This window comes from Dyadobacter sp. SRI_021 (genome assembly GCF_057586235.1).
In genome coordinates this window covers 289,331-304,676 of record NZ_JBYCZM010000006.1, presented here as the reverse complement: position 1 = coordinate 304,676, position 15,346 = coordinate 289,331, and the positions used below count along the sequence as shown (strand labels likewise).

The window sequence follows — 15,346 nt, the reverse complement described above, 5'->3', positions numbered from 1 at the left end:
AATACGTCACATTCAAATGCGATTGCCATGAACGACACATCCAGAATCAAACATACATCCCTCGCTGGCAGGGTAATGCCTGCCGGGCAAGCCGCCTCGCTCATCCAGGATGGCATGGTGGTGGGCGCCAGCGGGTTTACCCGCTCCGGTGACAGCAAAGCCGTATTGGCCGCCTTTGCCGAAAAAGCCGAGAACGACCACACCCGCATTACCCTCATGACCGGCGCTTCGCTCGGACAAGGGACAGACGGTGCCCTGGCCACTGCCGGCGCCATCGCCATGAGGTTGCCCTTTCAGTCGGACCCCGTGATGCGTACGATCATTAATGAAGGCAAACTATCGTATATCGATGAAAACCTGAGCGAAACCGCGGCCCATATCCGCAATGGCTTCCTGCCTCCTATCGACATTGCGATCGTCGAGGCGGCATCCATCGAAGCCGACGGCAGCATTGTACCCACCACTTCGGTGGGTAACTCGGCGATCTTCGTACAGCAGGCCAAACAGGTGATTGTTGAAATCAACCAGGCTATTCCACTCGAAATCCGCGGGATCCACGATGTGTTTCTGCCGGAAGACCCAACCGGACGCGCCATACTGCCCATAACGGACGTTTGGCAACGCATTGGCCAGGATGTGATTGCCTGTGACCCTGAAAAGATTGCGGCGATTGTATTCACCAGCCAGAAAGACAGCCCGGCTGAAACCGCTTCCGGCAACGCAGCGGCAGAAGCCATTGCCGGGCATTTACTGCGATTCTTCAACCGCGAAATCGCTGCCGGCCGGCTTACCCGCGCCCTCAGGCCCATTCAGGCGGGCATTGGCAAGATTGCCGACGCCGTGCTCGGTGGGCTCGCGCATGGCGACTTTCAGCACCTGACCATGTATTCAGAGGTGCTGCAAGACAGTACTTTCCGATTGATTGACAGCGGTAAAATGGATTTTGCCTCAGGCAGCTCCATGACATTGTCGACCGAATGCTACCAACGCGTATTCGCCGATTTCGAGAGCTACCGGCATAAGATCGTGCTCCGCCCGCAGGACATTACCAATGCCGCGGAAGTAATCCAACGGCTTGGCATTATTGCCATTAATACCGCCCTGGAATGCGACATTTACGGCAACGTCAATTCTTCGCATATTGCCGGCAGCCAGATCGTGAACGGCATCGGCGGTTCTGCCGACTTCGCCCAAAACAGCTACCTGAGCATTTTCGTAACAGAATCGGTCACGAAGGGAGGTAAAATATCTCGTATAGTACCCATGGTTACCCACGTGGACCATTCCGAACACGACGTCGATGTGATCGTGACCGAACAGGGGCTCGCCGATTTGAGAGGGCTTTCGCCCAGGCAAAAAGCCGAAATGATCCTCGAGCATTGCGTTCACCCGGATTACCACGAGGAGCTCTCCGGGTATTTCGAACGTGCCTGCCGCCGCGGGGGCCATACACCACACCTGTTGGAAGAGGCATTCAGGCTGCACGCCAACCTGGCCGAAACCGGTTCAATGAAAACACAGCTACTGGAATCCATCAAATAGCAGATTACTATGAAAAACATTCGCCTTGTGATCGACGCCGATCATTTCAACACCCATCATGTGCAGTTCGCTTGCTACGTGGCATCCCTGACCCAATCCCGGCTGACCGGCATTTTCATGCAAAATGCTCCATCCGAAGCATTTTCCGAATTGAAAATAGCACCCGGCACGCCCTTTGAAGAAACGCTTGCCTTGCATGAGCTCCCCGATTTCCGGAAAATGCAGGAGTCGCTTCAGGAAAGCGAAAGTACCTTCCGCGCGATGTGCGAGCGCCAGGGCGTACATGTGAGCGTGCATACCAACCCGCACGAGCCGCTTGAAGAAATTCTGGCAGAAAGCCGCTATGCTGACCTGATGATTATAGGCAGCGATCTGGCATTCGAGCCTTGGGATGAGAAGAAACCCAGTTCCTTTTTGAAAGAGGTGCTATGCAATATCGAATGCCCTGTGATGATCGCGCCCGACCATTTCGAAGGAGTAGAAGAAATCGTATTTGCCCATGACGGAAATGCCGCGGCCGCGCACGCAATCAAGCAGTTTTCCTACCTTCTTCCGGAATTGGGAGATACACGACTGACGATTGTTCAGGTACTTAACGAAGGCGGGCACGAGGACGCTAACGACGGAAAACTGGCCCGCCTGGTGAGCTCCCACTACTCCAATGCACATTTCAAGAAGCTTTACGGTCGTCCTAATTCGGAGCTGTTTGCCTTTTTAATGAACAAGAAAAAGACGCTGGTCGTTATGGGTTCTTACGGGCGCAGTACATTTTCGAATATGCTGACACCCAGTACCGCCGATCCGCTGATCCGCAACCTGAATCTGCCCATTTTTATCGCGCACCGGTAATGCGCCGCCGCTTTCCGCTCGTTACTCGTTGGAAGGAAGCCCTTCGATACCCCAGTTCACATTAGGCTCCGGCCCCATTTCGAGTACGAGCGATCCGCCTTTCAGCAGCTCTGATGCCCTGAACCAGAAACTGTTCAACGGCTGGCCGTTCAGCGTTGCACGCTGGACGTATATGTTCTTTCGAGACGTGTTTTTAGCCTCAATCGTAAACATTTTGCCTCTTCCGAATTGCGCTCCAAGGTCAATGATCGCTTTTTCAAACAGGGGGCTGCCAATCTCGTAGATCGGATCGACGCGCGTTCCTCCGTCGGTTTGGAAAAGGCCCAGCGCCGACATTACAAACCAGGCGCTCATTTGTCCCTGGTCCTCGTCGCCCAGATAGGCGTTGGATACCTCATGCCCATAGTACCTGTCCACCACCGACCGGCTCCACTTCTGGGTCAGCCACGGCTTTTTGACCCAATTGAACAAGAAGGCAAAATGCATGGATTGCTGGTTACCCTGTACCACGGGATAATCCCAGTACTGATCGTTCGGGCCGTTGTAGCGCCATTTGACGCTCTCGTTAAAACCCCAGTCGAGCCTTTTCACAAACTCATTCTCTCCGATCGTCTTCGCGAGTCCGGGAACGTCCTGCGGCACAAAAAAAGTGAGCTGCCAGGCATTTCCTTCTACGTAATGATGGTTGGCGCCGGATTTGAAAGGATCGAAATCGGCCAGCCAACGTCCCGTAGAGTCTTTCATCCGCGCAAAGCCGGTAGCCGGGTCAATGACATTTTTCCACCAGTTTCCCCGCTCTGCAAATGCCTGGTAATCGGCTTTTTTGTGAAGCGCTTTCGCAAACTGGGATACCGAATAATCATCAAAGCTGTATTCCAGGGTATTGGAAAACCGCCCCTGATCATACGGCACGTAATGGTGTTTCAGGTAAGTGAGTAAATCCTCGTTGCCGGCCCGGCCGCCGCCCACGGGCGCGGCGGGAACGGTCTGCATTTTCCGCACGGCCTCGTAGGCCTTGTCGACATCGAAGCCGCGGATGCCCATCTGATATGCGCCCACGATGAGCGGCACCTCATGCTCGGCCACCATCACCGGAATGTACTCCATCCCGGCAGGCCCTTTCGCCAGCCAGCCGCCGCGGTCGTACATCGCAAGCTGGGATTTCACCCACCGGTTCGACCACTCGGGGGTAACCAGGTTCCAAAACTGATTGAGGTTCCAGAATGTGTTCCAGAAAGCATCACAGCCCAGGGCAATGTCATCCTTATTCTGAAACTTATTGACGTTCTCATCCGCATCCCGCCAGCTGCCATCCACGTCGCTGAATGCATTCCGGCTCAACGACCGGTACATATTGGTATAAAAGCGTTCTTTTTCGCGTTTGTCATTGCTGAAAATCACCACACGACCCAGCAGGCCGTTCCATACGTTTTCCTGGTTGTTTCTCACTTTTTCAAAATCCCAGCCAAACGGGTCGGAGATCTCGGTTTTCAGATTCAGTGATGCATTCTCCACGCTCACATAAGAAATCCCCGAGCGCACCTGCACGACCTTGTTCGTTTTAGTGTCAAATTCCAGGAACAGCCCTGCATTCCGTGCGCTGTCCGCTGCGAGGTTCGTTTTCAGATGTACTTCGTCGTTCAGCCACGTGCCGTAATTCACGATGGGCTGGTCCATTTCGATCACAAAATGTACCGTGTACTGCTGGTCAATCCCGCCGGACCATACATCGCGCGAAAGTTGCTCGCTATACCCCTCGATCCGCCGGTCACTAACCTTATCGATCTTTACTTTCCGGATCTTATAGCCGTATTCGGTCGGAATTTGCAGGTCGACCATCACGCGGCCCTTTTCGCTTTTCTGCCAGGTATACTTCTGAAATGACGCACGGGTAGTCGCGGTCAGTTCGGCTGTGATGTTATTGTCAGTGAGATTTACTTTGTAGTAGCCCAAAGGCGCCTGTTCGGTACTTTTATCGAACCGGGAACGGTAGCCGCTATCCGGATCAGCCTGATCCCCGATCCTGGTTTGCAATGGCCCGGCAGTAGGGAAAATTCCCAGGCCGGTCATCGTCCATTCGTGAATGTGGCTGAATGTACCGATCGACTCAAACGTAGGGTCGTAACCCGCCTGCCAGCCGCTATTCTGGTTATCCGGGCTCAGCTTCACCATGCTGAACGGCATCCACGGCCCGGGCGCAATCATCCACCGGGAATGCCCTGCCCCCAGCATCGTATTCACGTATCCGGCCGGCGTTTTGAGCTTTTGCTTATCGCGTTTCACTTTCCCGGATTTCACCAGTTGCTTGTCCACAAAAACTTGAAATGCCCCCGAGCCCGGTTGGTCAACGGCGGGCATCGGCGCTTCCAGCAGGTAGCGTTCCCGCTCTATTTTTTGGGACAAAATCGTCTTTCCATCGAGCTTCACGTCGATCAAAGGCTCTCCCCGAAGCTGGGTAATATCGATCAGCAACGGCTGGATGGATTTGCCGTCCATATTGAGCTCGTAGTCCGCTGCTTCTACATTCCGGAGCAGTGCTTTGCCCGGCGTGGCGAGCGTTGTCTGCGCCGGACCTTCCAGCTTCACCTGGTCGAACATCAGCCAGCCGCCCTGCAAAGTGGTCATCACCACCTCATTCACGCCCTGTTTCACCAACATTGCAGGAATATCGATCACCACAAGCTGCTCTTTGGGACTCACTATAAGCCGGTCCGGGTCTTTGAAACCCGACCCCTTTCTCAGTTTGAATTTCCACGATTTACCATTCACAAGCACCTTCAAGAGCGGTGCGTGCAGGGAATCGGTTTCGAGCACATCCACCACAAGCCGCCATTTGCCCGAAGACGGTTTGCTTTTTATATCAAATATAACCGTAAGGAAATGCGACCTGATCCCCGAGGTTCCGCCCGTGCCACCCCAGCCGTTCACCGGCCCGGGCAGCACGTATGGCCAGTCCTTCTGCGCTTCTGAACGGCCGATGAGGAAAAAATTATCCTCGTAACCAAAGTCCTTTTCCAGAAACCGTTTGTACCCGTCGGGCGCAAGCGCCATCCCGGACGGCGAATTATCAGCCTCGCCGATCTTCCAGATCGTCTTTTGCTGCGCAAAACCCGATGCGATTACGAATACGGACAATAGCAGAACGGCAATCGCTCTTGCGAAAAGGCGGTTTTTCATGGGTCAGGAATGAGTCAGGTTTTTAACAGATATATGTTTATACAAACTATTAACCAGCAATGATCGCAATACAACTCAAAATCAATATTTTTAGCTAAAATATGTATTTCTAAAATCGCAGCACAAGTATAGCAGTTATAGTTTGTATATACAAAGTGACGTAAGTATTCTCCGATATTTTGCTTGAAAACGGCCCACGCTGACTATATTATCGGATCTTTCAGGCGACAGGGCCTTTCGGAATGAACCAGGAAAACAACATTTATACCGAACAGCGGGTAGCCGTTCCAACCGAATTCACGGACGTCTTCACACATTTTTACATTGCCCAAAACGATACCGGGCTGGACGTTACCAAGACGCTGATACCCAGTTTTCAAACGATAATGGTATTTGGGTTCGGTCCTGCGGTGAAGTTCAAATCCGGGGGAAACAGCCTTGAAGTCCATGAATGCGTGGTGCTGGGTCCTATTAAACAGCCTGTTGAATACACTTTGCCCTCGGGTGCCGATTTGCTGGTAGCCAATTTCAAAGACGATGCTTTTTACCGGTTTTTCGGGCTCGCAGTCCTTTCCGACCAGATCGCAACGCATCCCGATGAGCTGCTCGACGAGCATTGTTTTTCGGCACTCTGGCTCCGGTTGAAAAATGAAGCCGCAATGGATCGTATAAAGCTGATCCTCGACTTTTGCAGGCCTTATCTCCGGCCAAGGCATTTGTCGGCGACCAGCATTGCCGGAGAAAACGCCGACTATGCGGTAATCAACCCCATTAAGACCGTTGCTCAGAAGACGGGGCAAAGCGAACGCATCGTCCAGCTCAACCATAAGAAATACCTCGGATTTACGGCCAAAGAAAAAGGCCGTTATGAAAAATTCTCCAAAGCCATCCAGCTGTTACAAGCCTCTTCCGGCAAAGTGGATTGGCTTCAAATCGCGGAAACCTGCGGCTACTACGATCAAAGCCAGCTCATTCGCGACTTCAATCATTACCTCAATCTGAGCCCCCGCCGGTATATCCAATTCCAGGAAAACATTTGCAAAGCCGGCGGCTGACCGCGGCGCGATTTCGTTTTCTTACAATTTTAGCGATGCGGGATGTATGAATTTTGTGCTGTACAAAAAACAAACAGCATGAAACAGACCAGCATTTTTCTGACAGGCGCAACAGGCGCCGTAGGATCACAACTCGTTCAACAGCTCACATCACTGAATATCGGTTTCAAAGCGCTTGTGCGCACTCCCACACAAGCCGAACAATTTGCCAGGCTACCTGATGTTGAAGCCATCGTGGGCGACCTGGCGGACCCGGCTACTTTTGAATATGCCCTGCACGGCGTTGAAAAGGCCTTTCTGTTAACCAACTCGTCGGAACAGGCGGAATCATTACAGATGGGTTTCGCGGAAGCCGCACACAGGGCCGGGGTGCCGCATATTGTCAAACTCTCCCAATTTGCGGCGAGCGAATCCTCCCCGGTACGTTTCCTGCGCTACCATGCCAGGGTCGAAAACCGGATTAAGGAGCTGGGCTTTCGGTACACATTCCTTCGCCCCAATTTATACATGCAGGGACTGCTGGCGTTCAAAGACCAGATTAAACACCACGGCCAGTTTTTCGCTGCCATCGGGAAGGCCCGGGTGAGCCTGGTGGACGTGCGGGATATTGCAGCCATTGCCGCCGCGGCCCTGACCGAAGCCGGGCATGAAAACAAAACTTACGACATCACCGGCCCCGACGCGCTCAGCCATTATCACCTGGCCGAAATCCTCTCGAATGTGCTGGGCAAACCGGTGAATTTTATCGACGTTTCCCCCGAGCAGATGGAAAAGGCCCTAGGCGGCGCCGGATTTCCGGAATGGCAGATCGGCGGCCTGATCGAAGACTACGCGCATTATGCGCGCGAGGAGGCATCAGCCGTCTCCGATGCGATCACCCGCGTTACGCGTAAGAATCCCATTAACTTTACGCAGTTTGTGCAGGACCATCGCTTCCTGCTGTGACCTAAAAGAAAAGTGGGGCGACCGTCAACCGGCGCCCCACTTTTTAATGCGGAAAATTTGCAGCCCCGCCAAGCCTGCCCGTCGCGAACGACCGCTCATTCCGGCTTCTTCACTGACATCGTATCGTACCGGGTAACGGTAAAAATGTCGATGGCTTTTCTGTCCGGCTTAAATGAAGAGCGGTAGCTCAGCAACGTTCCGGGTTTCCAGTCGGGAATTTTACTTTCCTCAACGTCCGGGCCTACCAGCAACGATTTGGTTTTTGAGTCGGTTGATGTGTATTTAAGTTCTGTGTTAATGTTCACCGTGTCGGGGGCATTCCAGCTTATCTTCAACATTTTGAGCGTCGAATCGTAAGAGGCCTCGCTGATGGTACGGTTCAACAAGCCATTCTCATAATTTGCTCCAAATGTTCTCCCGTTGAAACGCAGCGGCACCGAGCGGTTACCTTTTGCATCCAGTGAGTACATTTCAAAATTGTAGGCTCCCTCCGGCAGCGGATCAATCAAGATTTTCACTGTGTCGCCGATCAGGTCGGAAGGGACGGCGGCTTCCATGGAATCGGCCTTGTTGTTCCAATACAATTTGTAGGCCGTAACGCGAGGATCCGCGCTCAGGACCCAGAGCAGCTGAGTCCGGTTTCTTCCCGAAGCTATCAGCATCGTATCGCCGCGTCCCGGGTATACGATTTCCCCGCCTGCCTGGTATTTTTTGAAATCGTCCCAATCGGTACACGACGCCAGCGCGCAAACAATCAGCAGCAGCCCAGTGATTTTATATTTGATAACCATAAAATGTCAGTTTAGAATTATTTGGTATCACCCCAGAAAGTGATCTCAGTAAAATGGACGAACTTGGTATCGGACCAGTTCTGATGGATCTGCATCCGGATGTATCGCACTTTCGGGGCCGAAAGCGGGAATACGAACTCCTCCCCGGCCGACATATAGGCAATATCCTCGCCGGTGTTCACGCCATAAGGGCTCCCCGACGGTTTGATCGACTCACAATCCATCAGCTTGGTCCAGCCATTGAAGCTACCATCCGGGTTGGGCGCCTTTTCGCTGCCCCACATGGTCCATTTACGCGGATTACCATGTTTGTAAAACCAGTCGCCCTGCCGCTGCCAGAGTCTGAAACGGCTTAGCTTGGCCACGGTCCCGAGGTCGAACGTGAAGTGGATCGGCATGTCGCGGTCGGAAAGCGGGATGGTATGGAAGCCGGGCTCGTTCGGCAGATCATCCCAAATGAAGGGTATGCGCCAGCCATAGCCGCTCTCCTCGTCGGTCGGCAATACGTATTCCCGGAACTTGGTTTTATCCAGTTTCTTTTCAAAAAACGGTTTTACTTCCTTAAAAACGGTGTCGGAATAATTGTTCCAGCGGTCGCGCACGTATACGCCGAATTTCCTGCTGAGCGTATCGAAACCCCTGGCGGCAAATGAGCCGCCTTTCATTTGCGTGTACAACGTTTCGGTAGGAATGAAATCGCCATTATTGTCGGTGGTAATGACCACGATGGCCAGCTTGGCTTCCGAAGGATTATTGAATGCGACGTTCAGCCCTCCGAAATCGACGCCCAGTTGGAGCGAATTGAAAACGGTCTGAACAGGCGGGGCCTGTGGTGCGATCTTCACAACCACCGGTTCCGATTTGTTATCGCTTTTGTCTACGGAATATAACTTTACTTCGTAGTCGCCGGCGGCAGAGAATCCCTCCACGGTCAGCTTGTTAGTATAATGCGATGCCTTTGCCTCGCTCACCTGTTTGGTTGTATTGTTAATGACGTATTCCGCCATGACATATTGCAGGTCTTCATCGGCCGGGAGCGAGTAAGAGATCGTAGCGCCCCCCGCAAAATTGACTACCGAAGTATTGGTCACCACGCCGGGCTTCGTCGCATCCGCGCCCAGGGGTTTGCGGATCTCGTCCGTGTCGGCGCAGGAGCAAAGCCAGGCCGACACCCATACCAGAGAGAATAATATCTTGATCTTTTTCATAGATAACAGCATTTACCAGCCTGGGTTTTGGACAAGGTTCGGGTTAACAATCAGGGAGTTTTCGGAAATCGGCCAGAAATAATCTTTCAGACTGAAACTACTCGTATAAATCGGCTTCACCCGGTAATAGTTGACAGCTTCGCGTTGGGCAATATCCCATCCATTCACCGACCTTTGGAGGTAGTTTTCGGCTACCCGCCATCTGCGGAGGTCCCAAAACCTTTTCCCTTCAAAAACCAGCTCGATGAGCCGCTCCCGCTGGATGATTTCACGCAGTCCTTCCTTGCTGCTGAATTTGGAAGGTTTATTGGAATGTTTGGTCCACGATTCCACCACCCCTTTCAGACCGGCCCGGGCCCGTACCTTATCGATCCAGCCATACACTTCCGCGGATGGCCCCTTCGATTCGTTCAACGCCTCCGCATATAACAGGTACAGGTCTGCGAGGCGCATGATCGGGAACGGGTAGCCTTCCACATTGTATTGCTGCGCCGGGTCGTTGATGGTATTGTTGTAATTAGCCAGTTTTTTGGGCCAATAGCCGGTCACGGAATACAGGGAAGCGCCCTGCCTGCCGCCGGTCTGCCCCAGCTTTCCTTCCAGTACCCAGGTATTGTCGTCGTCGTTTTTTCCCTGGCCGAACCATATTCCGCCGTCGAAACCGAGGTCTGCATAAAAACGCGGCTCGCGGTCGAAGTTGAGCTGGACGGTCGTATAGCCTTCCTTAATGTAATAGCGTTCACTTTTCAATGCTTTCCGCAGCGCGGTGAAGCGGGTACCATATGGGTAGGTTTTATCCTCTTCGATCGGCACGCCATTGTGGCTGTAAAACATCTCGGCGATGTGCAATGGCGGAGCCAGCATCGAACCAATGCTTTCGTTGGGTATCGTGCCGGTAAATGGGCTTAACCGTGCCTGTGACAGCGACTGAAACCCCCGGCTGCCGCCGCCCGTCGAATTGGAAGCCCCCCAGATGAGCTCCACATTCCATTTATCGGTTACCGCGGCGCGGATGGACATCAGGCGCTGCGTCGAATCCGAAACCTTGGTGGTTACCGAGCGGGGCACGAATTCGTAAAGCCGGTGCCCGTTGGCCTCGCAGGCCGTAATCGCCTCCCGGCAAGCCTGGGCCGCCCGCTCCCATTTCTCAGGGCTCGCCGTGCTGCTGAACAGGGGCTCGTTGTCCTTATTTCTGAAATTGGCGTAATTCTGGTTCCCGTTATAAAGCGGGCTGGCCGCGGTGGTGAGGATCTCCGCTTTGATCGCCAGCGCGATAGGCTTCGTAATCCTTCCCAGCTCGGAAAATTCATTGGGTAGAATCACCGGAAGGTCCGCAGCCGCTTCGTCAATCAGGCTTACGGTGTAGTTGAAAACCGAATCTACATGCTGCCTTTTAACCTTCACCTGTTCCGCCGAGGCCGAAATCGGCAGGTTGTTTTTGATGATCGGGACCGGGCCATACATCCTGACGAGGGTGTAATGGTAATAGGCTTTCAGGAACTTCACTTCCGCCACCCATCTTTTCTTCTCAAAATCGGTGAGGTCGCGGACCTTGTCGATGTTTTCCAAAAAGATATTGCATTCGCGGAGTGCCTGGAAATACTTGCCGTCCCAGTAGTTGGCGATGGGCGAAACGATGTTCTGCTCCCCTCTGGCGATCCGGTACAAGGTCCCGTTGATATTTCCGAGCACGGGATACACCGTCGCAAACTCATCGCCGGTGAGAAAGGCGGGATCCGCGCCCTCGTTGCCGAACTGCGGAAGATTATTATAGCAGGTAAAAAGGTACTTTTCCGCATCTGCACGCATTTTGAATGCATTGTCGATGGTCGCCACGTTATCCGGCACAATATCGAGGTACTTCCGGCAACCCGCGGTAGTCAGTACGAGCAAGGCGGTGAGGCAAAAACTGGTGTACAGTAATTTCATAGTATGATGCTTAGAAATTCATATTCAAACCGATGTTGAAGACTTTCTGGACCGGATAACCCAGGCCGTTCCCTCCCATTTCAGGATCCCACAGCTTGAACTTGCTGAATGTCAGCAAATTCGTCCCATTGAAATAGACCCTGAAATTGGTCACTTTGAGATTTTCCAGCACACGGCCCTTTACGGTATACCCTGCTTCGAGGGTTTTCAGTCGGATAAATGAGCCGTCGCGCATAAACCAGGTGCTTCGCTGGGAGTTATTCTGGTTTTCGACCGTCGACATTCTTGGCCAGACGGCGTAGATATTCCGGTTCTCTTCCGACCAGTGGCTGTCCGCAAATGCTTTCAGCAATGCATTCTCGCCGATCAGGTTGGCCGGAAAAAGATCGTTACCTCCATTATTATCTTTATTATAGTCGATAAAAGGGGCAGAAGCGACGGGATTGATAAAAAACGATTCGCGTCCCAGGCCCTGGAAAAATACCGAGAGATCGAACTGCCCGCTTCCGGCCGACAAGCCAAACCCGTAGGTAATCTCGGGCGTTTCGGGATGGCCGATCGCCACAAAATCCGCATTGGTAATCTGTCCGTCCCGGTTAATATCCCGGTACTTAATATCCCCGGCACCGTATACGCCGAAGTTCTGGCGGGGCGAATTCTTCACATCATTTTCATCGATAAAAAGTCGCTCGGCGATCAGGCCGCGGGGTTGGCTGATCGACTGTCCTACCCTGGACAAATAACGGTCTTTATAATCAGGCTCTTCAAAGATGGAATAGACCGAACGGGCCATCGTGAGGTTACCTCTTGCTACCAGCCAGGCGCCGTTTTTGAAGTTCTGGTTGAAATCAACTGCCAAATCAAAGCCCTTCGATTTGGCTTCCCCCACGTTGGCCGACGGCGTGACCGCCAGCCCCATTGTGCTCGGGATCGAAGCCCGCTCCATCAGGATGTTGGAACGCCGCTGCTTGTAGATTTCCGCGATCACATTCAGTTTTTGCAGGATTGAAAATTCCAGCCCGAGGTTTGTCTGATAGGACGTTTCCCAGGTAATGTCCTTGTTCTCATACCGGCTGATGGACACGCCATTCCGGGTATAATTGGAGTTGAAACCAAAAGAAGCTCCTCTTGATGAGTTATTCAGGTTAACTTCGGAGAGAAAGAAGAAGCGCTGGTCGGGCCTTCCGATGGCGTCGTTACCCACCAGGCCATACGAGCTGCGTACTTTCAACTTGTTCACAATGCGCTCCATGGGTTTCCAGAAATCTTCGTTCGATATCACCCATGCCCCGCCGATGGTCGGAAAAAAACCGAATTGCTTGCTCTTATGAAACCGCTCTGACCCATTATAACCAAAGTTGAATTCCGCAAAATACCGGTTATCGAACGAGTAGGACAACCGCCCCGAAACCCCGGTATTCCTGCTTGGAAGCGACTGCTGTAACGATTGGACCTGCCCCGCGCTCGAATTGTCTTTCAGGATCTGCTGCAAGGTGGTCACCACCGTAGCGTTCAATGAATGTACTTCCCTAAAAACACGTGAGTAGTCCAGTGTCCCCTGTAAATAGAGGAAGCTTTCCAGATTTTTAGCTCCGGGGTTGTAATTGAGATACTCGGTGGCGGGCTCGCTGAAAAACTCATTGCTTGCTTGCTGGTTCAGCCAGTTGAGCGTGTAAGTGTTGGTCTGCTTGTCGTACGACCCGGCGTGGTAAAAATAGGGGTTATAGGCCCTGGTAACGTCGAAATACGACGACCGGTTGATATTCGCCAGGCCCCGCACGCTTAGCCCTTTGGTGACGAAGTCGAGTTTCTGGGCCAGTTCCAGCTGCGTGAGCATTTTGGATCTTGAATACTGCTTGTATCCTTTCACCATGTCGGCGTAGGGATTGAGGTATTGTCCCTGGTCAAAATTTCCGAAAAGGATATGGTCTGTGGCCTCATTGGCTTTGTCGGGTGCGTAATAGGCCGGGTACGATGTCGGACTGGTTTTCAGCGCTTTCTGGTAAATGCCGGAACCGCCGTCGATCGGGCCGTTATAGTCATCAAAATTCCCGTACAACCGCACGATCAGCTGCGTTTGCGGGCTGAGATTGATGTTGACATTCGACCGGACCGAGTAGCTGTTCAGCTTGACGTTGTTGTTGAAGTTGTTCATCTTATCCACTTTCAGCATCCCATTATCGTTGCTGAACGACGTGGCTACATAGTATTGCGCCACTTCGCCCCCACCTGATACGCTCAGGTTCGCACGGCGGTTTTGCGTATATTTTTTAAAAAGCACATCACGCCAATCGGTCGATGGATAGATATAGGGATTATTGCCCTTGCCTGTGTTTTCGATCTGATTTTGCGGGTATTTGATGGCCGCGAGCGGGTCTCGCGTCAACTGCGCCTCGTTATACAGTTTCATGTATGTGATCGGGTCGGCCAGTTCCACGTTCTGGGTCGGCATCGAAACGGAGTTCTCCATCCGGAAGTTGATCTTCGCTTTGCCCGCCCGCCCTTGCTTGGTGGTCACATATACCACTCCGTTCGCACCGCGCGCGCCGTATAATGCGGTAGCACTTGCGTCTTTCAGGATCGAGAAGCTCTCGATGTCGTCGGGTTGCAGCCTCGCCAGGTCGGTAACTGTGAGCTCTACGTTGTCGACCAATATCAGCGGCGAGTTATTGTACCCGAAGGTCGTGATCCCACGGATAAAAAATGTGGCATTATCCACCCCTGGTTCACCGCTGCGCTGGTATCCGATCACGCCCGAAAGGCGCCCCGCAATGGCTGTCGTGAGGTTGCTGGCAGGGATTTTCAGTTCACCCGGGCGGATCGTCGTTACAGCCCCTACCACCGCTTCCTTGCGCTGTTTCTGCCCATAAGCGGTCACAACCACCTCATCCAGCGCTTTATTATCGACTTTCAGCACCACATTCATAATCGACAGCGCACCTACCTGCCGCTCCTCCGACACATAGCCGACGAAGGAAAAGATCAGAACCGCGTCGTTATCCGGTATGGCAAGCCGGTAGGTACCATCCGCTTCAGAGGTGGTCCCTTTTTGAGTTCCTTTCAACACGACGCTCACCCCCGGCAGGCCTTCCCCTTTTTCGTCCGTGATTTTTCCGGCAATCTGCTTTTCCATTAACGGTTCAATCGCAGTTCCAGGCAATGCGCCGGCTGGCCCCTTTCCCTCGTCGGGTGTTTTTGAAAGGATAATCTGATTGCTTTTCACCACCTGGTAGCTGATGTTCCTGGGCGAAAGCACACGTTTCAAAAGGTCTTCGAGCAGTTCGTTCCTGGCTTCGAGGCTGATCTTCTCGTCGGAAGCTATCACCTGCTTCTGGTACGAGAAGGAAAGATCCCCCTGCTCTTCGATATTTTTCAGAAGCGTCTTAAGTGATGCATTCTTAACGCTTATAGATATACGCTGTTTAAGCAGCTCCTGCGAATATGTCGGGGAGGCGTAACTCAGCCCGGTTGCCAACATGGCCATTAAAAGTTGTTTCGCTGTCATACACAGGAGCTGAAAAACCTCTTTTTTAATCGTAAAAATGCCCATACCTGTTTTGATTTTCATTTGTTGAATAAACATCCGGATCTTCCGGGGCATCCGGTCCGCTGCCGGTCGCGCATTCGTTCCTCAGGTAGCATGTTTGTTTTCCATAAGTGAATTAGGTTAGGTGGTGATCATAATGAGGCCATTGCAAAAAAGACATAGATATCCCGTGCCGGGTCGTCGGCATTGGCAATGAAACATGGTTTGCAAAAATGGCCTGGCCGGGAAACATCCGGCCGCTCTATTTATACAGGTACAGGACTCGGCAAAAACTAACCTCCCTTATTAAATTATTTTTCGATT

Annotated in this window: 9 protein-coding genes; 4 read left to right on the top strand and 5 right to left on the bottom strand. The window is 52.5% G+C overall.

Annotated features, from left to right (window positions below; all coding sequences use genetic code 11):
- Window positions 1-27 precede the first annotated feature (27 nt).
- Entirely contained in the window at window positions 28-1,542 is a 1,515-nt protein-coding gene (scpC, locus tag AC2YIT_RS20195) for a succinyl-CoA:acetate CoA-transferase ScpC (protein WP_430849432.1), read from the top strand.
- A gap of 9 nt (window positions 1,543-1,551) precedes the next feature.
- Window positions 1,552-2,391, top strand: coding sequence for a universal stress protein (locus AC2YIT_RS20190; RefSeq protein WP_430849434.1), 840 nt, complete (start codon window positions 1,552-1,554; stop codon window positions 2,389-2,391).
- A 21-nt stretch (window positions 2,392-2,412) separates the two neighbouring features.
- On the opposite strand, the gene AC2YIT_RS20185 is transcribed toward AC2YIT_RS20190, so the two are convergent.
- Window positions 2,413-5,568, bottom strand: coding sequence for a GH92 family glycosyl hydrolase (locus AC2YIT_RS20185; RefSeq protein ID WP_487280368.1), 3,156 nt, complete (start codon window positions 5,566-5,568; stop codon window positions 2,413-2,415).
- A 242-nt stretch (window positions 5,569-5,810) separates the two neighbouring features.
- Here AC2YIT_RS20185 and AC2YIT_RS20180 point away from each other — a divergent pair, with 242 nt between their 5' ends.
- Both AC2YIT_RS20180 and AC2YIT_RS20175 read left to right on the top strand, forming a co-directional pair.
- Complete coding sequence (locus AC2YIT_RS20180) at window positions 5,811-6,623, top strand: AraC family transcriptional regulator (RefSeq protein WP_487280367.1); 813 nt, start codon at window positions 5,811-5,813, stop codon at window positions 6,621-6,623.
- 78 nt (window positions 6,624-6,701) lie between these two features.
- The gene (locus tag AC2YIT_RS20175) at window positions 6,702-7,568 is read left to right on the top strand and encodes an SDR family oxidoreductase (RefSeq protein ID WP_487280366.1); all 867 of its coding nucleotides are present in this window, start codon (window positions 6,702-6,704) and stop codon (window positions 7,566-7,568) included.
- Between the two features lie 95 nt (window positions 7,569-7,663).
- Here the strand turns inward: AC2YIT_RS20175 and AC2YIT_RS20170 are convergent, their stop codons facing one another.
- Genes AC2YIT_RS20170 through AC2YIT_RS20155 form a run of 4 tightly spaced genes read right to left on the bottom strand, consistent with a single transcriptional unit; the run spans window position 7,664 to window position 15,064 of the window.
- Entirely contained in the window at window positions 7,664-8,359 is a 696-nt protein-coding gene (locus tag AC2YIT_RS20170; RefSeq protein ID WP_430849442.1) for a DUF4998 domain-containing protein, read from the bottom strand.
- A 17-nt stretch (window positions 8,360-8,376) separates the two neighbouring features.
- Entirely contained in the window at window positions 8,377-9,567 is a 1,191-nt protein-coding gene (locus AC2YIT_RS20165) for a DUF5000 domain-containing lipoprotein (RefSeq protein ID WP_430849444.1), read from the bottom strand.
- Between the two features lie 12 nt (window positions 9,568-9,579).
- Complete coding sequence (locus AC2YIT_RS20160) at window positions 9,580-11,496, bottom strand: RagB/SusD family nutrient uptake outer membrane protein (protein ID WP_430849446.1); 1,917 nt, start codon at window positions 11,494-11,496, stop codon at window positions 9,580-9,582.
- A 10-nt stretch (window positions 11,497-11,506) separates the two neighbouring features.
- Window positions 11,507-15,064, bottom strand: coding sequence for a SusC/RagA family TonB-linked outer membrane protein (locus tag AC2YIT_RS20155; protein ID WP_487280365.1), 3,558 nt, complete (start codon window positions 15,062-15,064; stop codon window positions 11,507-11,509).
- Window positions 15,065-15,346: the final 282 nt, after the last annotated feature.